General features: G+C 73.6%; 16 protein-coding genes. 7 read left to right on the forward strand and 9 right to left on the reverse strand.

Annotated elements, in window-relative coordinates; all coding sequences use genetic code 11:
- The first annotated feature begins 567 nt into the window (after positions 1 to 567).
- Together AB0M28_RS34825 and AB0M28_RS34830 are read left to right on the forward strand one after the other, a co-directional pair.
- Positions 568 to 2,658, forward strand: coding sequence for a phage holin family protein (locus AB0M28_RS34825; protein WP_365413826.1), 2,091 nt, complete (start codon positions 568 to 570; stop codon positions 2,656 to 2,658).
- A 359-nt stretch (positions 2,659 to 3,017) separates the two neighbouring features.
- Positions 3,018 to 4,553, forward strand: a complete 1,536-nt coding sequence (locus AB0M28_RS34830; RefSeq protein ID WP_365413828.1) for a hypothetical protein — start codon at positions 3,018 to 3,020, stop codon at positions 4,551 to 4,553.
- A 57-nt stretch (positions 4,554 to 4,610) separates the two neighbouring features.
- Here AB0M28_RS34830 and AB0M28_RS34835 read toward each other — a convergent pair whose 3' ends face one another.
- Together AB0M28_RS34835 and AB0M28_RS34840 are read right to left on the reverse strand one after the other, a co-directional pair.
- Complete coding sequence (locus AB0M28_RS34835) at positions 4,611 to 6,089, reverse strand: S1 family peptidase (protein WP_365413830.1); 1,479 nt, start codon at positions 6,087 to 6,089, stop codon at positions 4,611 to 4,613.
- Between the two features lie 99 nt (positions 6,090 to 6,188).
- Complete coding sequence (locus AB0M28_RS34840; protein WP_365413832.1) at positions 6,189 to 7,148, reverse strand: LysR family transcriptional regulator; 960 nt, start codon at positions 7,146 to 7,148, stop codon at positions 6,189 to 6,191.
- A 215-nt stretch (positions 7,149 to 7,363) separates the two neighbouring features.
- Here AB0M28_RS34840 and AB0M28_RS34845 point away from each other — a divergent pair, with 215 nt between their 5' ends.
- A complete protein-coding gene (locus tag AB0M28_RS34845; protein ID WP_365413834.1) occupies positions 7,364 to 9,352 on the forward strand; it encodes a TerD family protein in 1,989 nt (662 codons plus the stop codon).
- Positions 9,353 to 9,502: 150 nt separating this feature from the next.
- Positions 9,503 to 9,925: a hypothetical protein gene (locus tag AB0M28_RS34850; protein WP_365413836.1), complete on the forward strand. Its 423-nt coding sequence runs from the start codon at positions 9,503 to 9,505 to the stop codon at positions 9,923 to 9,925.
- Here the strand turns inward: AB0M28_RS34850 and AB0M28_RS34855 are convergent.
- Positions 9,915 to 10,709, reverse strand: coding sequence for a helix-turn-helix transcriptional regulator (locus tag AB0M28_RS34855; protein WP_365413838.1), 795 nt, complete (start codon positions 10,707 to 10,709; stop codon positions 9,915 to 9,917). The genes AB0M28_RS34850 and AB0M28_RS34855 overlap by 11 nt on opposite strands.
- Positions 10,710 to 10,867: 158 nt before the next feature.
- On the opposite strand from AB0M28_RS34855, the gene AB0M28_RS34860 reads away from it, so the two are divergent.
- A complete protein-coding gene (locus AB0M28_RS34860) occupies positions 10,868 to 11,179 on the forward strand; it encodes a 4a-hydroxytetrahydrobiopterin dehydratase (protein ID WP_365413840.1) in 312 nt (103 codons plus the stop codon).
- Positions 11,180 to 11,188: 9 nt separating this feature from the next.
- Here AB0M28_RS34860 and AB0M28_RS34865 read toward each other — a convergent pair whose 3' ends face one another.
- The 4 genes from AB0M28_RS34865 to AB0M28_RS34880 form a co-directional block, all read right to left on the reverse strand.
- Positions 11,189 to 11,959, reverse strand: coding sequence for an FAD:protein FMN transferase (locus AB0M28_RS34865; protein WP_365413856.1), 771 nt, complete (start codon positions 11,957 to 11,959; stop codon positions 11,189 to 11,191).
- Between the two features lie 34 nt (positions 11,960 to 11,993).
- Positions 11,994 to 12,449, reverse strand: coding sequence for an FMN-binding protein (locus tag AB0M28_RS34870; protein ID WP_365413842.1), 456 nt, complete (start codon positions 12,447 to 12,449; stop codon positions 11,994 to 11,996).
- Positions 12,450 to 12,465: 16 nt separating this feature from the next.
- Positions 12,466 to 13,827 (reverse strand): ferredoxin reductase family protein, encoded by a 1,362-nt coding sequence (locus tag AB0M28_RS34875; RefSeq protein ID WP_365413844.1) that lies wholly within the window; start codon positions 13,825 to 13,827, stop codon positions 12,466 to 12,468.
- 194 nt (positions 13,828 to 14,021) lie between these two features.
- Positions 14,022 to 14,909 carry a hypothetical protein gene (locus tag AB0M28_RS34880; protein ID WP_365413846.1) on the reverse strand — a complete coding sequence of 296 codons (888 nt, stop codon included), beginning with the start codon at positions 14,907 to 14,909 and terminating at the stop codon, positions 14,022 to 14,024.
- Between the two features lie 165 nt (positions 14,910 to 15,074).
- Between AB0M28_RS34880 and AB0M28_RS34885 the strand changes: the two genes are divergently transcribed.
- Positions 15,075 to 15,506, forward strand: a complete 432-nt coding sequence (locus AB0M28_RS34885) for a hypothetical protein (protein WP_365413848.1) — start codon at positions 15,075 to 15,077, stop codon at positions 15,504 to 15,506.
- Positions 15,507 to 15,604: 98 nt separating this feature from the next.
- Here AB0M28_RS34885 and AB0M28_RS34890 read toward each other — a convergent pair whose 3' ends face one another.
- Together AB0M28_RS34890 and AB0M28_RS34895 are read right to left on the reverse strand one after the other, a co-directional pair.
- Positions 15,605 to 16,447 (reverse strand): aldo/keto reductase, encoded by an 843-nt coding sequence (locus AB0M28_RS34890; protein WP_365413850.1) that lies wholly within the window; start codon positions 16,445 to 16,447, stop codon positions 15,605 to 15,607.
- Between the two features lie 121 nt (positions 16,448 to 16,568).
- Entirely contained in the window at positions 16,569 to 18,392 is a 1,824-nt protein-coding gene (locus tag AB0M28_RS34895) for an AMP-dependent synthetase/ligase (RefSeq protein ID WP_365413852.1), read from the reverse strand.
- Positions 18,393 to 18,646: 254 nt separating this feature from the next.
- On the opposite strand from AB0M28_RS34895, the gene AB0M28_RS34900 reads away from it, so the two are divergent.
- Positions 18,647 to 19,648 (forward strand): bile acid:sodium symporter family protein, encoded by a 1,002-nt coding sequence (locus AB0M28_RS34900; RefSeq protein WP_365413854.1) that lies wholly within the window; start codon positions 18,647 to 18,649, stop codon positions 19,646 to 19,648.
- The last annotated feature ends 22 nt before the right edge of the window (positions 19,649 to 19,670 follow it).

The following is a 19,670-nucleotide window of genomic DNA, read 5'->3' on the forward strand; positions in this document are numbered from 1 at the left end:
CCTGTCGTACGTCAAGCGAAGCAGTACGACAGGGGCCCCACCCGATCCCTCACGCCATGGGTCGATGAACGGATCACAGGCCACCCCCCGCCGGTTGCCCCGGCAGCAGGGCCACCCCCACACCCGCCGGGTGCGCGACGGACGCGGCTCGGACCATCCGCACCAGCCGGGTGAACGGCGGACCCGGCTCGGGGCTACCCACACCCGCCGGGCGCGGCGGACGCGGCTCGGGGCCGCCCCCGCACCCCCAGGCGCCGGCGGTGACCAGGTGACACGTTGACGGGTGGTGTGTGGGTGGGGGCAATCCCCGCGCCGAAGGCGCGGGGCGGCGCCGGGCACCGGACGTACAACGGTCACCCCGCGCACAGCGGGAGGCGCCGAAGGCGCGGGGCGGCGCCGGGCACCGGGCGGACACCGGTCACCCCGTACACGGCGGGAGGCGCGGGGCGGCGCCAGCCGCTGGACGCATAACGGCCACCCCGCGCACAGCGGGAGGTGCGCGAGGTGGGAAGCGCGTCGTGTAGCGCACTGTGGAAGGGTGTAGGCAGAAGGAGGTGTCGCCTGCTCATGGCCGACGCGCGTACGAACGGGGGGCGGCTGCGCACCGCGGGGGCAGCCGTGATGCGCAGCATCGTGGTGTGGGCTGTCGCGACGCTCACGATGCTCGTCCTCGCGGGCATCCTCCCCGACTTCAGCCTCGAGGCCGAGGACGGCGACAGCGCCACCCGGCTCGCGATCACCGCCGCCATCGGCGCCGGCGCCTTCGGCGTGCTGAGCGCCCTGGTGTGGCCCGTGATCGTACGGGCGCTGCTCTTCCTGCCCGCGTTCGTGCTCGGACTGCTGGTCTTCTTCCTCAACGGCTACCTGCTCTGGATCGCCATCAGCCTCATCCCCGAGGAGCGCGGCTACACCAACCCCGAGACGGCCATCGTCGTGGCGGCCGTGATGTCCGCGACGTCCTCCGCCACGAGCACCGCCCTCGCGGTCCGCGACGACGGCGCGTACCGCCGCCGCCTGGCCCGGCTCGCGGACCGCCGCGGGGCCGCCGAGTGCGGGCCGGACGCCGCTCCCGGCACGGTCTTCATCCAGCTCGACGGCGTCGGCCACGACGTCCTGCAGGAGGCGATCGCCAGAAAGCCGCCGCTGATGGAGACCGTCGCCGCCTGGCACCGCCAGGGCAGCCACCGGCTCACCCCGTGGCGTACGGACTGGTCCAGCCAGACGGGTGCGAGCCAGCTGGGCATCCTGCACGGCACCAACCACGGCGTGCCCGCCTTCCGGTGGTACGAGAAGAAGACCGGCCAGGTCATGGTCTGCAACCGGCCCGCCAGCGCCGCCGAGATCCAGCGCCGGGCCGCGGAGCACACCGGGCACGCCGGGCTGCTGGCCGGCGAGGGCGGAGCCAGTCGCGGCAATCTCTTCACCGGCGGCGCCGAGCAGCTGGCGCTGGTGCTGTCCGTCGCCGGCGTGGGCGGGCGGCACGGGCTGAGCCGCTCCCGGTCGGGGTACTTCGCGTACTTCGCCGACCCCGCGAACGCCAGCCGGACCTTCGCCTCGTTCATCGCCGAGGTCTTCCGCGAGCTGGGGCAGTCCATCGCCTCGCGGGTACGGCGCGACAGCCCGCGGATGGGCCGCGGCGGCCTCTACCCGTTCCTGCGCGCCTTCGCCACCGTCGTGGAGCGCGACGTGGTGGTCGCCGCCGTGATGGGCGACATGCTCGCGGGACGCCGCGTGATCTACGCCGACCTCGTGGCGTACGACGAGGTGGCCCACTACGCCGGCCCGCACCACCGCGACACCCACCAGGTGCTGCGGCGGCTCGACCGCGCGGTGCGGATGATCTCCAAGCTGGTCCGGTACGCCCCGCGCGACTACCGGATCGTGCTGCTGTCCGACCACGGGCAGAGCGAGGGGCCGAGCTTCGCCGCCGCGTACGGCGTCACCCTCCAGGACCTGGTACGGGCCGGCTGCGGGCTGCCCGTCTCCCGCCGCGCGAACCGCAGGCTGCGCGACGACGAGGCGATGACCGCCCTGCACGCGGCCCTGAAGCGGACGAAGGAGACCGAGGCGGTCGTGTCCGCCGGGCCCGTCGTGCTGGGTTCCGGAAACCTGGGCCTCGTCTCCTTCCCCGACGTCCCCGAGCGGCTGAGCCGCGAGGAGATCGACCGGCGGCACCCCGCGCTGCTCACGACCCTCGCCGAGCATCCCGGGATCGGGTTCCTGCTGGTGCACAGCGAGGAGCACGGGCCGGTGGTGCTGGGTGCCGGCGGCGGCGAACACCGGCTGAGGACGGGCCGGGTCGTCGGCCGCGACCCGCTCGCCGCGTTCGGGCCGGGGGCGGCGCGGGCGGTGGCCCGTACGGACACGTTCCCCCACGTCGCGGACATCATGGTGAACTCCGCGTACGACGAGGAGCACGGCCGGGTGCACGCCTTCGAGGACCAGATCGGCTCCCACGGCGGCCTCGGCGGGTCGCAGAACCGGGCGTTCCTGCTGTGGCCGGCCGAACTCACCCCGCCCGTCCGGCCGGAGGAGGAGCTCGTGGGCGCGGAGCACGTGCACGCGGTACTGCGCGGGTGGCTGGACGAGGCGGAGCGCGGGCGGGGAGCGGTGAGCGACGAGGCGGCGGGCGAGATGTCCGCGGAGCCCGCGGGCTGATTCCGCTTTCCGGCCGTGATCGCGGTGATCGGAGCGGGGACAATCCCATTGACACCGGCCGCCCGGAGCCGGAGGGTTGCGGAGGCGGGGGGCTGGGACAGCCCCCTTGCGCGGCGCGCCGACGGCACGAGACCCGGCGGGCGCGGACCAGACCACAGTGTTGGGGGGAGAAGCCGATGGCTTTCGGCAACGACCAGTTCGGCCCGCCACCGGGAGGCTTCGGGCCCCCGCCCGGCAGCCCGCCGCCCCCGCCGTCCGGGCCCCCGCCCGGCAGCCAGCCCCCGCCGCCTGCGGGCCCGCCGCCGTCCGGTCCACCGCCCGGCGGACCTCCCGGCGGCCCGATGCCCCCCGGTGGCCCGATGCCCCCCGGCGGTCAGCCCTGGGGCGGATGGCAGTCGCCCCAGCCCCCGCCACCTCCGCCGCCCCCGGGCAGCCCCGGCAACGCCGCCGCCGTCGCCCTGCTCAACCTCAGCGGACTGGGCCTCGGCTATCTCGCGCTGCGCCGCTGGCCCGAGACCGTCGTGTGCTGGGTCGCCATCGCGGCCCTGGCGCTCGTGGCGTTCCCCGCCGACGCCGACGGCATCTCCGGCGCACTGGTCGCCGGTTACGGCGTACTCCTCGTCCTGGCCGCGCTCGACGGCTTCCGGCGCGGGCTGAAGGTCGCCGCGCGGCTGCCGGTGACGCCGGCGGTCGCCGTCGGGGTGGCCGTGGCGCTGCTCGCCGTACCGGCCGGCAGTGCCTTCGGGTACGAGCAGGCCCGGCAGGAGGCGTCCGAGCAGGCGCTGCTCAAGCGGCTCGCGGAGGCGGACCGGCTGGTGAAGTCGGTGTCCGGGCAGCCCTACGGATCGGCGCAGGGGACGTACGGCAAGGCGCTGGAGATCTACGAGGACCTGGGTGAGAACCACTCCGGGTCCCGTGCCGCGGACCGCGTTCCCGCGCGCGTCGACGCGTACTACGAGCAGATCTCTGCCCCGTACCGCGAGGGCAAGCACTGCGACGCCCTGGCGCCGCTGAAGCATCTGCGCACCGTGCCCGACAAGCTCGACGGGGACCTGCTCGGCAAGCGCAAGGGCTGGGCGGACGGGCCGCTGGCCACGTCGCTGCTGGAGTGCGGGCGCGGCAAGATCGGCACCGGGGAGACCCCGGAGCTCGCCGAACTCCTGACGGACTTCCCCGACTCCGAGCAGGCCGGGCAGGTCAAGCCCGCGTTCGACGCGGCGGTCGCCGAGCGCGCCAAGGCCGTCGGCGGCGCCGAGCCGTGTGCGGCCACCGACCAGCTGCGCAAGATCGGCGAGGCGGCGAAGTCGCTGCCGGGCGGCGTCACCGTGGACGTGGCGCGGCCGGTGGAGAACGGGACGTACGCCTGCGGTGTCGACCAGTTCAAGGACAAGGACTTCGAGGAGTCGGCGAAGACGCTGAAGGCGTTCGCCTCCGACTACAAGAAGAGCCCCCGCCGCGCGCGGGCGAAGCAGATCGCGATCGCCGCGGAGATCGCCGCCGCCCGGCCGCAGGCGGGCCGCGGCCTGCCGCGGGAGAAGGCGCCCGGCGGCACGCGGATGTCCATCGAGATCACCAACGGCGGTCCCGGCGCGGTGACGGTCCTGTACACGGGGCCGGTGACCGGAACCCTGACCCTCGGTGCCTGCGGCAGCTGCAAGACGTACTCCTCGGAGTCGGAGGGCCGTTCGAAGGCGTGCAAGGCCGGCGGGCCGAAGAAGACGCTGCGGCTGCCGGCCGGCGACTACCACTTCCTGTACAAGCGGGCCGACACGGGGGACGACCCGATCCGCGACCACACCGCCGGCTCGCACATCCAGCCGGGTTACACGTACACGGACTGCCTGTACGTCGTGAGCGGATTCTCCGGACTCGGCGACGGCGGGACGGACGCCTGACCGCCGGCGGCGGGCGGCACCCCGGAGCCGGGGGTGCCGCCCGCCGCCGCGCGCGGGTCACGCGGGCTTGCTCACCCCCAGGGTGTAGGAGCCGGAGCCGCTGTAGGCGTGCACGAGGTAGCGGTAGTAGCCGGCGGTGCCGCTGTAGCTGATGTTCTCGTCCTTCTCGGGCGTGATGCCCTCGGCGACCGTCGACCAGCTCGACCCGTTCCACTTCTGCAGGTACAGGTCGAAGTCGGCGCCGCTCGGCCCGGTCAGACAGCCGGTGTGGGTGCCGGAGGAGCCGGAGTAGTAGTACGAGCCGTTCGGCTGCACGGCCTGGCCGCCGCTGCTCAGCGAGCCGCTGTACGTCTGCTGGGAGCCCTGGCAGCCGGTGGGCGGGGGCTCGGTGCCGCCGCCGGTCTTCAGCGTCAGTCCGTACGTCGTGAGGATCTCGTTGACCGGCTGGTAGTACGTCGTACCGCCCGAGGTGCAGTTGCCGGAGCCGCCGGAGGTGACGCCCTGCGCCTGGTCGCCGGAGATGAACGAGCCGCCGGAGTCGCCCGGTTCGGCGCACACGCTGGTGCGGGTCACGCCGCTGACGGTGCCCTGCGCGTAGGTGACGGAGGTGTTGTGCTGCTGGATGCTGCCGCAGTGCCAGCCGGTGGTGGAGCCGGAGCGGCAGACGGACGAGCCGACGGGGGCCTGGGTGGAGCCGTTCACGGTGACGTTGGCGCCGCCGGAGCCCTTGACGTAGGGCACGGAGGTCCAGTTGCTGTTGGCGGCTACCCAGGCGTAGTCGTTGCCGGGGAAGGACGAGCCCTGGAAGGTGCCCTGGGCGACCTGGTTGTAGCCGGTGGTGGAGGCGCCGGCGGTGCCGCAGTGCCCGGCGGTGACGAAGCCCTGGGTGGTGCCGCGGGTGATGGGGAAGCCGACGGAGCAGCGGCTGCTGCCGTTGATGTAGTACGCGTCGCCGCCCTTGATGTCGTACAGCGTGCGCGGGCTGTCGGTGGCCTTCACCAGGCGTATCGCGGAGGTGTCGGCGCCGCTGCGGGCGAGGAAGGCGCGGGTGGCGGCGGGGTTCGAGGACTGTACGGCGACGGTGTTGGTCCGCACGTCGACGTACCAGAGCGGGGTGCCGGCGGGCGCGGCGGACTGCACCGCGCGGTCGAGCACGGCCTTGACGGCGTCCAGGGCGGTGGCGCTGCGGCCCACGAGCCTGGCCTTCGCGCCGTGGGCGGCGATGTCGTCGAGGGCGGAGCGGTCGGTGGTGGCGACGGTGAGTTCGGCGGCCGTGCCGCTGACCCAGGAGCCGGCGAAGCGGGCGCCGAGGCTCTTGCGCAGGACGGCGTCGGTGACGGCGGCCTCGGCCTCCGCGCGGACGCGGGTCTTCGCCTCGGCGGAGGTCAGGCCGAGGTCGCGCTGCAGGGCCTCGAGGACGGCCGGGTCGACGTCGGGGCCGGGTGCGGCGGTGGAGGCCGACGCGGGGAGCACCGAGATGCACAGCGCGGCGATGGCCGCGGCGATCCCGGGTAGTACGGCACGTCTGCGGAGCACGGGTTTCTCCTCGGTGTCGGTGGGGGGCGGGGTCCGGTCGAGACCCCTGCGCACCGTAGCCAGCCGGGAGCTAGTCGTGCACCTGCCAATCTGACCCTCTCACGGTGAGATGGTCCCGTACTGCGGATGCGTCGCCAGCCAGCGCGCGTACCGCGGGTTGCGCCGCGTCGCCTCGGCGTGCGCGGCGCGCGCGTGCATCAGCACCGCGGGCGCGGTCCCGGCGGCCGGCGCGTCGGGATGCCAGCCGAGCAGATGCCGCCAGCTCAGCGGCGTACCGGCGATCGGCACGGTGACCAGCCCCGGAGTCGGCGGCATCGTCGCCCGGCACAGCCCGGCGGCGCGCCCCACCTGCACCAGATGCACGCAGGACGCGGGATCGGTCTCCAGCATCGCCGACGGCGTGAACCCGGCCCGCGCGCAGGCGGCGGAGAAGCAGTCGGCGAAACACCCCTCGCCCGGCACGCTCACCCACCGCGCGTCACGCAGCCGCTCCAGCCGCACCTCGTCCTCACCGGCGTACGGATGGCCGTCGGCCAGCATCACGAACACGGGGTCCGTCCCCACGGTCCGCCACTGCAACTGCTCCGACGGCGGCGGGCTCTCGCCGCACACCCCGACGAGCGCGAAGTCCAGCCGCCCGCTGGCGGTCATGTCGCACAGCTCCTGCACCGACCACGAGGTGTGCGTGGTGACCGGCTCGTCGGGATGCACGGCGGCCAGCCGGTCCAGCAGCGCCCCCATGAGCGGCCCGTGCGTCCCGCCCAGCCGGAACCGCGCCACGTCCGACAGCGCGTTGGCGAACCGCACGGCCTCGTCCTGCAACTCCCGCACGGCGGGCAGCACCACCCGCGCCCGCCCGAGCACGAGCTCCCCCAGCGCGGTGGGCCGGGCCCCCTCCCGCCCCCGGCTGAACAGCGCCCCGCCCAGCGCCCGCTCGATCCTCCCGAGCTGCCCGCTGACGGCGGACTGCGCCACCCCGAGCGACGTGGCGGCCCGCGTCAGACTCCCGGCCTCGGCAATGGCGTGCACGAGCTTGAGATGCCGCAACTCCAGCTCCATGGGCGCAAGTTAGCACCGGGTGCCGTATTCGTCCGGGGGTGACGCCGGGTCGCCGATGCGGGTACTCCGTTTGTTGGGACATACCCCCTTGAAGTATGTGATCGGAGGACTATGGTTCAGGTCACATATCACGGTGCGTGGCCCGTGATGTCCGGATGAACCACGCGGACCGGGGGTGGACTTACCGCGGCCCGCGTGCTGGGGGGTGGGGAAAGATGCTCGAGTTGGTCAAGGGAGCCAACACCGGACTGGCTTCGCTCAGCGACGACGTGGGGTCCGTGCTGCTGAGCCTGTCCTGGTGCAGCGCCACCGGCGACGGGGACGCGGACGTCTCCGTGCTGCTGCTCGGCGCCGACGGCAAGGTGCGCGGCGACGGGGACTTCTACTTCTACAACAACCCGGCGGCCGCGGACGGGAGCGTGCAACTGCTGGGCAAGACGCCGACCGCCGTCGGCAGCGAGGACCGGATCGGCATCGACCTCACCGCGATGCCGCCGGACGTGGCGCGTGTCGTCGTGGCGGCCAGCCGCTACGCGGGCGCGCGATTCGGAGAACTCGACGACCTGCGGATGACGGTGGCGGACCGGAGCGGAGACCTGATCCTCGGCTTCTCGATCGCCGACGCCAGATCGGAGACCGCCTTCGTCTTCGGGGAGTTGTACCGACGTAACGGCGAGTGGAAGTTCCGGGCGATCGGCCAGGGTTACGAGACGGGGCTGGCCGGACTCGCGACCGACTTCGGCATCGACGTGGACGACGACCCGGACGAGGAGGAGCCCGCCGCGGCGTCGTCGCCGACCCCGGCAGCTCCTGCCATGCGCTCCGTCACCGCCGTGGAGCGGCCGGCCGACCATCCCGCCGCGACGGACGGACCGGCGCGGCGCCCGCGCACGGCGAAGAAGAAGGTCGTACTCCCGGCCACCGTCAAGACGTCGCTCGCGGAGAACGAAGGCTGGCGGACCGCCCGCCTGTTCCCCGCCTCGACCCTGAAGAGCGACCGGGAGCGCGAGACGCGGGCCACGTCCGTGCTGCTCTCCGTCATGGCCCAGGTGCCGGAGTTCGGGCGCAGGCTCACCGCGGCGTTCGGCGCACCGGCCGGCCGGATGGAGACGTTCACCGAGGTCACGTTGCCGCACGGCGACATGCCCAAGCGGCCTGACGGCGTGGTCCGCGTCGAGCGCGCGGGCAAACTGTGGACCGCGCTGGTGGAGACGAAGACCAACGGCAGCCCGCTGCGGCCCGAACAGGTGCAGGACTACGTCGACATCGCGGCCCGCCGCGGCTACGAGGCCGTGATCACGGTCTCCAACGACGTGGCGCTCGACGGCAGGCCGGTGGTGGAGGCGAAGATCGACCGACGCCGCAAGAACAAGGTCACCCTGTGGCACCTGTCCTGGGCGGAGATCGCTCACCAGGCACAGATGCTGATCCGCCACGAGGGCGTCGGGAGCGCCGCCCACGCGTGGCTCCTCCAGGAACTGCTGCACTACCTCCAGCACGAGAACTCCGGCTGCCACGGATTCCAGAACATGGGCCCGGCCTGGGTGCCGGTGCGCCGGGCGATCGACGAGGAGACGCTCTGCCAGGGCGACGCACGGGCGGTAGAGACCGTCGAGAGCTGGGAGCGGCTCATCCGCCAGGTCTGTCTGCGGCTCGGCGGCGAACTGGGCCACAAAGTCCTCCCCGTGCAGCGGGCCAGGCGCGGCACCGACCCGCACGCCCGGCGCATCGCCCTCGCGGACACGCTGTGCCAGGACGGGCGGCTCAGCGCCGAGATCCGGATCGAGGGCACTTCCGGGATCCTCGCCATCACCGCCGACCTGCGGACGGGAAAGCTGCGTACCTCCATCGAACTGGCCGAGACGGAGCCGGGTTACCCCCTCAGCCGGGCCAAGCGCCTCATCCGGCAGCTCACCGACGCCCCTGCCGACCTGCACATCGAGACCCTGATCGAAGGCAGGGGAGGCGGCCCGCGCGGCACGCTGGAGCGGCTGCGGCCCGAACCGGCCGACCTGCTCCCGCAGGACGGTGCCGTGATCACGGGCTTCCGCCTCTCGCTCTTCAAGGGGATGGGGACCACCCGCGGCAACGCCGAGACGGGCTTCATACGAAGCGTGGACGACGCCGTGGACCGCTTCCACACCAGCGTGGTCGCCCCGCTGGAACGCCGCCAGCCACGGCGCGCTGCGATGGCCGGGGGCTGAGGGCGTATTACCTCCCGCGTAATCGACCCTCCTCCCGCTACCCGGCATCGTGGACGTCAACGGGAGCCGGACCGGCGTACTCCGGCCCGGCTTCCGGTTCTGACCAGCGTGTTCACCCGCGCCTGACCGGCTTCGCCGATGGAGGAACCCATGTCCGCGACTGTCACCGACCGACGTTTCGCCGCCGACCCGATGACCCTGCTGCGGCGGGTGCTGCTCCTCGACGCCGTGGTCACCGGGGGCAACGCCCTGGCGTATCTGGTGCTGTCCGGGCCGCTCGCCGAGCTGCTCGGGGTGAGCCGGGGGCTGCTCGTGGAGCTCGGCGTGTTCCTGGCCGTGTACGCCGGCGGGGTGGGGTACCTGGGCACGCGGAGCGCGCCGCCGGTGCTCGCCGTGAAGGCCGTCGTCGAGGCCAACATCGCCTGGGCCGTGCTCAGTTTCCTCGCCCTCGCGCTGTGGTTGGACCCGAGCACCGCGGGAGTCGTGTGGACGCCGCTGCAGGCCGGGACCGTGCTCGGGTTCGCCGGGCTGCAGTGGTGGGCGCTGCGCGGGGTCGGGGCCTCTAGGGTCTGAGCGCCGAGAGGTACTTGACCGTCTCCGGGTCGGCCGGGAGCAGCGTCTCCAGGGCCAGCTCGGAGACGGTCACGTCCATGGGGGTGTTGAACGTGGCGATCGTCGACACGAAGGAGAGGCGGTGGCCGTCGTGTTCGACGACGAGGGGGAGCGCGAAGGGGGCGTCCGCCGCCACCGACTCCGTGCCGGCTCCCTCCGGGAAGGGATACGCGGCGACCTCGTCGTACAGCGCCTTCAGGGCCGGGGACCGCATCAGGGAGAGCTGGCGGTCCGTCTGGGCGAGCAGATGGCCGCGCCACTCGGGGAGGTTGCGGATCTTCGGGGCCAGGCCCTCGGGGTGCAGCGTCAGCCGCAGCGCGTTCAGCGGCGGGGCGAGCAGATGCTCCGGCAGCCCCTCCATCAGCATCAGGATGCCGCGGTTGGCCGCGATCACGTTGTACATGCCGTCGACCACCAGGGCCGGGTACGGCTCGTGCGCGGCGAGCAGCCGCTCCATCGCCTGCCGTACGCCGGTCATCGCCGGGTCGTCGAACGGCGTCTCCGGGTAGTGCGGGGCGTAACCGGCGGCGAGCAGCAGGGCGTTGCGCTCGCGCACGGGGACGTCGAGATGGTCCGCCAGCTTCAGCACCATCGGCCGGCTCGGGCGCGACCGGCCGGTCTCGATGAAGCTGATGTGCCTGGCGGAGGAGTCCGCCTGCAGGGCCAGCTCCAGCTGGCTGAGGCCGCGCCGCTCGCGCCAGCCCCTCAGCAGGGCGCCGACCTGGGGTTCGGTGGCCGTCGTCATACCGTGACCGTATCCGACGCGGCGGGCGCCCGGCAGGGCGGGTGAGCGCCGCGGTGGCGGACGGCCCGGGTGGACCGGTCCCGGGTCCTGGCGGAGACTGGGGCACGGGATCCGGCGTACACCGGACCGAGCCGCGTCAGCTGAGGAAGGATCCGGCCATGGCCGTCGAACCGCTGTCCGAGAAGGAGATCCAGGACCGGCTGGCGGAGCTGCCGGGCTGGTCGGTGGCCGAGGGCGAGCTGCTGACCCGCACGTACACCTTCGCCGGGCACCTCCCGGCGGCGGCGATGGTCGTCCACGTCTCCGCGATCCAGGAGGAGCTGGACCACCACGCCGACATGACCCTCGGCTACAACAAGCTCACCCTGGCTGTGAACACCCACAGCGTCGGCGGCCATCTCACGGACCTCGACTTCACCCTGGCGACCCGGGTCGAGGCCGTCGCCGCGGGACACGGCGCCAGGTCCTGAACCGCGGCGTCAGGGGCGGTCCCCGCACGCCGGAGCGGCCGCGCTCGCGGCGTCGTCCGGCGGGCCGAGCAGCGGGAAGCCCGGTGTCGCCCACGCCTCGCCGGAGCGCGTGACCGTGAGCGCCGTGTAGCCGGGAAGGCGCGCCAGCCACGCCGGGGTGCGCTCACCCGTCGCGAACGCCGCCGTGGCGTACGCGTCCGCCTGCGCCAGCCGCGGACCGGCCACCGTGACGGAGGCGGGCCCCGTGGCCGGCCGCCCGGTGTGCGGGTCGAGGATGTGGGCGCCGCGTTCGGCCGTACCGGAGGTGGCCACGGCCAGGTCGCGTCCCGTGACGACGGCGCGCAGCCGGCCCGGGCGCAGGGGATCCGCGATGCCGGTACGCCAGGGCACGCCGGGCGCGGCCTCGCCGCACAGCCGGATGTCGCCCCCGCCGTTGACGCAGGCGTTCGCCGCACCGGCGGCGACCAGCAGGTCCGCGGCCCGGTCCACCGCCCAGCCCTTGACCAGGCCCGAGGGGTCCAGCACCCCGCCCGGCCGGGAGGTGAACCAGCCGTCGGTGGCCCGTGCGGCGTCCGCGCACAGCGCGAGGACCTCCGCCACCTCGGGCGGGCACGCGCCGAGAGCGGTCTCGCCCCGGGCCAGCCGGCTGATCGCACTGTCGGGCCGGTACGTGGAGAACACCGCGTCGACGTGGTGCAGCGAGGCGACCGCTTCCGCGAGGGCGTGCCGTACCGCCCGGGTGGCGGGGACACGCAGATCGAAGGAGAACACGGTTCCCATCGCCCGCTCGACGTGGCGCAGCCCGCCCCAGCGCTCAGCCACGGGACTGGTCCAGGGCGCTCTGGAGGGACTGGATGTAGCCCTCGCTGGTGTACGTCGCGCCGGTCACCGTGTCGATGCCGGCGCTCTGGGCGTCCAGCGCGTCCTGGGTGAGCTGCGGTACGGCGTAGGCGGATATCTCCTCGTCGCGGGGGTTGCCCGAGGGCAACTGCACGGCCTCGACGGCGGTGATCCGGCCGTCCTCGAGGGTGACGGCGACCTGGACGGGGCCGTACCGGGTGTCGACCGGGTCTCCGGTGAAGGTGCCCGACTTGGCCGATCCGGTCGATCCGGTGCCCGGCGACGACCCGCCCGACCCGGACGACGACTGTCCCGAACCCGACCGCGGCGCGGAGCCCGCGGTCGTCTGGTCGCCGCCGTGCGGCTTCAGCGACAGCAGCAGGACGATGCCGGTCACGGTGGACAGGGTGGTGATGACGACGCGTCGCACGGCGGCAACTCCTCGGTCAGAACGCGAAGGACTCGTGGTGGACGCGGCCGCGGGGTACGCCGGCGACCCGGAGGGCCCGCAGGGCGTCACGCGTCATCCCGGGCGGTCCGCACACGTACACGTCGTGTTCGGCCAGTCCGGGGGCCAGTTCGGCCAGCGTGCCGGCGGTGAGCGGCACCCGGTGGCCGGCCGGATCGCTGACGGAGCAGACCACCCGGTGGCCGAGCCGCACGGCGAGCGACTCCAACTCCTCGCGCAGCGCCAGGTCCTCGGGCCGGTGCGCCCAGTACACGAGCGTCACCACACCCGGCAGCGTCTCCAGCAGCGAACGCAGCGGGGTGATGCCGATGCCGCCGGCCAGCAGCAGCGTCCGGCGGCCGGCCGCCCGGTCCGCGGTCAGCCCGCCGTACGGCCCCTCGATCCAGACCCGGGTGCCGGGCTCCAGCCGGGCCAGCGCCTCGCTGTGGGCGCCGAGGGCCTTGACGGTGATGCGCAGGGCGTCCGGCCGCGGGGCGGCGGACAGCGAGTACGGGGAGGCGGTCCACCACAGGCCGGGGGTGAGGAAGCGCCAGCGCAGGAACTGCCCGGCCCGCGCGCCGAGTTCGTCCAGCCGGCGGCCGGTGACGTACACGGACACCACCCCGGGGGCCTCCGTGCGCACCGCGGCGACCGTCAGCCGGTGGCGGAGCGAGCGCCGCACCGGCAGCAGGAAGCGGTACCAGAGGACCGCGGCCGCCACCCCGAGGTAGAGGACGTACCACAGGGTGCGCGCGGCCCGATGGTCCACGAAGTCCGCGCCGTTCGCCAACTGGTGGCCGAAGACGAGGAACACCGCGAGGTAGGTCGCGAAGTGCAGGTAGTGCCAGGTCTCGTAGCTCAGCCGGCGGCGTGCCACCCGGGCCGAGAGCACACCGGTCGCCACGAGCAGCAGGAAACCGGCGGTGCCCTTCAGCATCTCCGGATACCGCAGCACCAGCGTCGTCGTCTGGTCCACCACGCCCGTGCGGGTGGTCAGCGCGTACCCCCAGACGATCAGCAGCGTGTGGGCGAGGGCCAGACAGACGGCGTAACGGCCGCCCATCGCGTGCCAGCGCGCCAGGCGGTCGGTGCCGATCCCGCGGTCCAGCGCGGGCACCCTGGCCATCAGCAGGAGCAGGACGGCGCAGGCGTACCCGGCGAGCAGCCCGGTGATCCGTCCCGCGCCGGTCAGCCAGCCCGCGGCACCCGTGACGTCGGCGGTGTCGTACCACCACAGCGCCAGCACCCCCGCGGCCCCGGCCCACCCGGCCGTCTGCAGCACCCCGGGCAGCAGCGCGGGCGCGCGGCGCGGCGCGGGCCCGCGCACCGCGGGCGGGGGGCCGTACGGGATCGCGGCCATGGGCATCGCCTCTCTCTCACCGCCGGACGGCACCGGCCCGGGAGCGGGCCGGCGACGCGCCGGGGTCGGGGTCAGCGTGGCAACGCAATCTGAGAAAACCCTCTGAACAGGGGCACGCGCCCGCAACTCATAGGCAACTCACAGGAAGGAAGCGGATCCGGATGCGGGAGCGCACGCTCCTCGGCCGCCCCCGCTCAGCCCTCCTCCGCCGCGACCGCCCGCCGCAGCTGCTCCAGCTTCGGCGGCAGCACCGTGTCCAGGCCCAGCGCGTACCGCCCGTCGCGGTACGCGCGGATCAGGCCGCGCTGCTCCAGGGGCATACCGGCCGGGCGCAGCACCGTGGCCCCGGAGGCGTCCGGTGTGCCGCTGTGGTTCATGTAGACGGACACCCACAGCCGCGAGGTGCCGTGCGACTGCGCGACCAGCTCCTCCCGCACCGGCAGCCAGCGCTCCAGCGCCGCCCGGCCCAACGGTGTCAGCGCGATCCGCTCCGGCTCGGGCTCGTGCGCCGTGCCGTGCTGGGGACGGCGTACGACGGTGGCGTGCGCGAGGCCCGCGGGCAGGTCCGTCGCCCGCTGGGCGACCAGCTCGCCCGCCCGCGCCCCGGTGTCCAGCACCATCCCCACCATCGCCACGAACCGGGTCCGCCCGGGCGTGAGGAACCCCGCCGTCAGCTCGCCCAGCTGGTCGCGCAGCCGGGCCAGCTCGTATCCGCCGGGGGTCGGCCGCGGCTCGACGCGCACCTCCGCCGGGCGCCACTGCGCCAGCCCGGCCGCCGCACGCAGCAGCCCGAGGCAGTCGTGGCGGGCCGCGTTGGTCGCCGCCGAGGTCGGCGGCTTCTCCCCGCGCACCAGACGGGAGCGCAGCCGGCCCGACTCCGCGAGCCGCAGATACGTCGCCAGGGTCCGGTCCGACAGCAGCTGCCGTACGTCCCGCCGGGACCGCACCCCGAGCGCGTCGCGCTCGAGCGCCGCGGCCAGTTCGGCGCGGACCATGCCCAACTGCCGCCGCCGCGTGGCATACCCCGCCGCCACCCGCTCCACCAGGGTGTCCAGGGCCTCGAGGGACGGATACGCCGACATACGCCGATTCTTGCGTACGGCACTGACAGTCACGGCCGCACGGGTCGGCACCCCCGGATGCACCGGCCCGGAATGCGGTGAAGGCCGGGCTTTTCTAGATTTGTGAAGGAGGAGTCATGCGCCACGCCCGTCCCGACCGCCCGCCGCGAGATCCGGAGACCGGAGATGATCCGTAACCGCATAGTCAGTTTCGTCGCCACCTTCTCCCTGGCGGGCGCGCTCGGCGGTGCCGTGGCCCTCGCCGTCGACGCGGAGCCCGGCCCCCCTCCGCGACACGAACGCGAACGCGCCGAGGCCCCCACGAAGGTCGCCGAGGCCGAGCACGCCGCGGCCAAGCCCGCCCCGCGTGAACCCGCCGCCCACGAGCCGCTCCTCAAGCCCCAGGAGCCCGGGAACAAGGTGGCCCTCCCGCAGACCTCGGGCAAGCAGCCGGAGGCGGCCCCCGAGGACGAGGCCGGACCGGCGGAGGCCGAGGCGGCCGAGCCCCAGGAGAACCCGCAGTACGAGGGCGGCGGTGAGTACCAGCAGGGCGGCCAGCAGTACGAGGAGTACAACGAGTACCAGGACTACGAGGACTACGGCGACTACGGCTACTGAGCCCGGCAGCCTGGCAGCCCGGCAGCCCGGCAGCCCGGCGACGGAACAGCGGAACACCTGAGCCGCGGGCCCGCCGCCCGCGGCTCAGCCGCGTCCGGTCAGCTCCAGTCGAACCCGTCCGGGTCCGGCCCCAGCCGCGCCCCGTTGTCCACCGACGCGAAGGCCGCCATGTCGTCGGTGTCCAGCTCGAACCCGAAGACGTCGAAGTTCTCCCGGATCCGGGACGGCGTCACGGACTTCGGGATCACCACGTTGCCCAGCTGCAGGTGCCAGCGCAGCACCGCCTGCGCCGGGGACACGCCGTGCTTGGCGGCGACGGCGGCGACGGTCGGGTCGGACAGCAGGCCCTTGCCCTGGCCCAGCGGCGACCACGCCTCGGTGGCGATGTGGTGCCGGGCGTGGAACGCGCGGGTCTCGGCCTGCGGGAAGTTCGGGTGGAGCTCGATCTGGTTGACGGCGGGCGTGATGCCCGAGTCGTCGATGATCCGCTCCAGCTGGGCGGGCTTGAAGTTGGAGACGCCGACCGCCTTGGCGCGGCCGTCCGCGGCCAGCTCGCCGAAGGCGCGCCAGATGGTGACGTAGTCCTCGCGCATCGGCCGCGGCCAGTGGATCAGGTAGAGGTCGACGTAGTCGAGGCCGAGCTTGGCCAGGGAGTCGTCGAAGGCGCGCAGCACCGCGTCGCGGTCCCACGGCTGCTTGGCGGTGTTCCACAGCTTCGTGGTGACGAAGAGCTCCTCGCGCGGGACGCCCGAGGCGGCGAGGGCCTTGCCCGTGCCCTCCTCGTTCTCGTAGATGGCGGCCGTGTCGATGCTGCGGTAGCCGGCCTCCAGCGCGCTGCTGACGGCCGCGGTCGCCTCGTCGTCCGGCACCTGCCAGACGCCGAAGCCGAGCTGCGGCATGGACACGCCGTTGTTGAGAGTGATGGACGGAACGCTGCTCACGTGCGGTGAACCCCTTGCTCGGTGGTGTCGTGCTTCCCTGCCCCCAACCACGATCGGCGCCCGGGGCATTCCCCGCCACTCCATCACACTCGCGATCGCCAGCATCACGCCCGCGATCGCCTCAGCGCTGGTACAGCGCCTCGACCTCCTCCGCGTACGCCTTCTCGATCGCCTTGCGCTTCAGCTTCAGCGACGGCGTGAGCAGCCCCTGCGCCTCGGTGAACCGCGTCGCCAGGATCCGGAACGTGCGGATGGCCTCCGCGCCCGAGACGGCGGTGTTCGCGGTGATCACCGCACGCCGCACCTCCGTCTCGAGGTCGCTGTCGCGCACCAGGTCCGTCGGGCTCAGGTCCGGCTTCCCGCGCATCCGCAGCCAGTGGTCGACGCCCTCGGGCTCCAGCGTGATCAGCGCGGCGATGTACGGGCGGTCGTTGCCGACGACGACGCACTGGGCGATCAGCGGATGCGAGCGGACCCGCTCCTCCAGGGCGAGCGGGTAGACGCTCTTGCCGTTGGAGGTGACCAGCATCTCCTTCTTCCGGCCGGTGATCGTCAGATAGCCGTCCTCGTCCAGCTCGCCCACGTCCCCCGTGGCCAGCCAGCCGTCGCGCAGCGCCGCGTGCGTGGCCTGTACGTCGCCGGTGTACCCGGCGAAGACGGTGGGGCCGCTCAGCCACACCTCGCCGTCCTCGGCGATGTGCACCGACGTGCCGGGGACGGGCTGGCCCACCGTGCCGTACTTGGCCCGCTCCGGCGGGTTCGCGGTGGCGGCGCCCGTGCACTCCGTCAGCCCGTACCCCTCCAGGATCCGGATGCCGGCGCCCGCGAAGAACAGCCCGAGCCGGCGCTGCATCGCCGAGCCGCCCGACATGGCGTAGTGCACCCGCCCGCCGAGGCGCTCGCGGATCCGGGCGTAGACGAGCCGGTCGGCGACCTGGTGCTGGACGCGCAGCGCCGCGCTCGGCCCGGGGCCCGTGCCGAACGCCCGGTCCTCCATCGCCTCCGCGTGGCGCACGGCGATGTCGACGGCCTTGTCGAACGCCTCCAGCCGGCCCTGCTCCTCCGCCAGCCGGCGCGCGGAGCGGAACAGCTTCTCGAAGATGTGCGGCACGGCCAGCAGGAACGTGGGCCGGAAGGACGCCAGGTCCGGCAGCAGTGCCTCGGTCGTCAGCTCCGGCTGGTGGCCCAGCTTGACCTTCGCGCGCAGGGCCGTGACCTCGATCATCCGGCCGAAGACGTGCGCCAGCGGCAGGAACAGGAGTGTGGAGGTCTGGCCCGAGCGGGTGCGGAAGAGGGCGGCGTACCGCTCGATGACGTTGTCGGCCTCCGCCATGAAGTTGGCGTGCGTGAGGATGCAGCCGCGGGGGCGGCCGGTGGTGCCCGAGGTGTAGATCAGGGTGGCGGGGGAGTCGGGGGTGACGGCGAGGCGGTGCCGTTCGACCACCGCGTCCTCCAGATGGCGGCCGGCCTCGGTGAGCTCGGCGACGGCGCCCGCGTCCAGCTGCCAGAGCCGGTTCAGGGCGGGCAGCCGCTCGATCACGGAGCCGACGGTCATCGCGTGGTCCTCGTGCTCCACGACGGCGGCTACGGCGCCCGAGTCGTGCAGCATCCAGTGGACCTGCTCGGCGGAGGACGTCGGATAGACCGGTACGGGCTGGGCGCCCACCGACCACAGGGCGAAGTCGAACAGCGTCCACTCGTACCGGGTCCGGGCCATCAGCGCGACCCGGTCGCCGAACCGGACGCCCTGCGCCAGCAGCCCCTTCGCCAGGGCGAGCACCTCGTCGCGGAACTCACCGGCGGACACGTCGTACCAGCGGCCCTGCTCGTCCTTCCGTGCGAACGCCGCCCGCCCCGGCTCCGCGGCGGCCTGCTCGAAGACAGCATCCGCCAGCCCGCCGACCCTGGCATCCGTCGCCAGTGGGGGGACACTGAACTCGCGCACTGACGATCTCCTCGGGGCATGGTTCGGTCGGGCCCGGGGCGCGACCGTACCGGACGGCGGCACAGTACGGGCCGCTGGGGGCAATCCTCCACGGAATCTCTCCAACCGGGGATCCCAGCTCACGAGCGGCGCCCCGGCCGCGGGGCGGGTGTGCCGGATGGTGCGCGCGGGGGGTACGGGGAACCCTCGGCGGAGCCGCCGGCCCGGCTGAGCGAGAATGGCCGCAGCGTCACCGCAACCGACCCGAGGGATCCATGCGCCGCCCCGCCCTGCCGTCCTGGCTGCCGATCGACCCGTTCATCCTGCTGCTCCTGGCGATGGTGGGGCTGGCCGCCCTGTTCCCGGCCTCGGGCGGCGCGGCGGACGTCGTCGACGTCGCCTCGAGCATCGCGATCGGCCTGCTGTTCTTCCTCTACGGGGTCCGGCTGTCGACCCGCGAGGCCCTCGCCGGGCTGGTGCACTGGCGGCTGCACCTGTTCATCGTGCTGTGCACGTTCGTCCTGTTCCCACTGCTGGGGCTGGCGGCGCGCGGGCTGGTCCCGTACGTGCTGACCGACGAGCTGTACACGGGCGTCCTGTTCCTGTGCCTCGTGCCGTCCACCATCCAGTCGTCGATCGCCTTCACCTCCATCGCACGCGGCAACGTCCCCGCGGCGATCTGCGCGGGGACGTACTCGGCGCTGCTGGGCATGGTGCTCACGCCGCTGCTGGCGGCGTGGCTGATCGGGTCCGAGGCGGACTTCTCGGCGGCGGGCCTGCTCGGCATCGGCGCCCAGCTGCTGGCTCCCTTCCTGGCGGGCCAGCTGCTGCGCCGCTGGATCGGCGGCTTCGTCCAGCGCCACCGGCGGGTGCTGGGGCGCGTGGACCGGGTGTCGATCCTGCTCGTCGTGTACGCCGCGTTCAGCGAGGGCATGGAGCAGGACATCTGGCACCAGGTGACGGTGGGCCGGCTGTTCGCCCTGGCCGGGGTGCTGGCGGTGCTGCTCGCCGTCGTGCTGGCGGTGACCACGACGCTGTCGCGGCGGCTGGGGTTCGAGCGGGGGGACCGGATCGCGATCGTCTTCGCCGGTTCGAAGAAGAGCCTGGCCAACGGGCTGCCGATGGCCGCGGTGCTGTTCGGCGCGCAGGCGTCGCTGACGATCCTGCCGCTGATGCTGTTCCATCAGCTGCAGCTGATCGTGTGCGCGTTCATCGCGAAGCGCTGGGGCCGCGAGGCGCAGATGTCCTCGCCGGAACCGCCGTACATCAGGGCGTAGCCGTTCTCCAGGCCCCACACGC

The organism is Streptomyces sp. NPDC051940 (genome assembly GCF_040680895.1).
Classification (GTDB): Bacteria; Actinomycetota; Actinomycetes; order Streptomycetales; family Streptomycetaceae; genus Streptomyces.

Bases quoted from the DNA above. Each gene is read 5' to 3' on its own strand.
- AB0M28_RS34875 (WP_365413844.1), bottom strand. From the start codon at position 13,827: ATGGCCGCGATCCCGTACGGCCCCCCGCCCGCGGTGCGCGGGCCCGCG.
- AB0M28_RS34850 (WP_365413836.1), top strand. From the start codon at position 9,503: ATGTCCGCGACTGTCACCGACCGACGTTTCGCCGCCGACCCGATGACC.
- AB0M28_RS34855 (WP_365413838.1), bottom strand. From the start codon at position 10,709: ATGACGACGGCCACCGAACCCCAGGTCGGCGCCCTGCTGAGGGGCTGG.
- AB0M28_RS34825 (WP_365413826.1), top strand. From the start codon at position 568: ATGGCCGACGCGCGTACGAACGGGGGGCGGCTGCGCACCGCGGGGGCA.
- AB0M28_RS34860 (WP_365413840.1), top strand. From the start codon at position 10,868: ATGGCCGTCGAACCGCTGTCCGAGAAGGAGATCCAGGACCGGCTGGCG.
- AB0M28_RS34840 (WP_365413832.1), bottom strand. From the start codon at position 7,148: ATGGAGCTGGAGTTGCGGCATCTCAAGCTCGTGCACGCCATTGCCGAG.
- AB0M28_RS34885 (WP_365413848.1), top strand. From the start codon at position 15,075: ATGATCCGTAACCGCATAGTCAGTTTCGTCGCCACCTTCTCCCTGGCG.
- AB0M28_RS34830 (WP_365413828.1), top strand. From the start codon at position 3,018: ATGCCCCCCGGCGGTCAGCCCTGGGGCGGATGGCAGTCGCCCCAGCCC.
- AB0M28_RS34845 (WP_365413834.1), top strand. From the start codon at position 7,364: ATGCTCGAGTTGGTCAAGGGAGCCAACACCGGACTGGCTTCGCTCAGC.
- AB0M28_RS34865 (WP_365413856.1), bottom strand. From the start codon at position 11,959: ATGGGAACCGTGTTCTCCTTCGATCTGCGTGTCCCCGCCACCCGGGCG.
- AB0M28_RS34900 (WP_365413854.1), top strand. From the start codon at position 18,647: ATGCGCCGCCCCGCCCTGCCGTCCTGGCTGCCGATCGACCCGTTCATC.
- AB0M28_RS34880 (WP_365413846.1), bottom strand. From the start codon at position 14,909: ATGTCGGCGTATCCGTCCCTCGAGGCCCTGGACACCCTGGTGGAGCGG.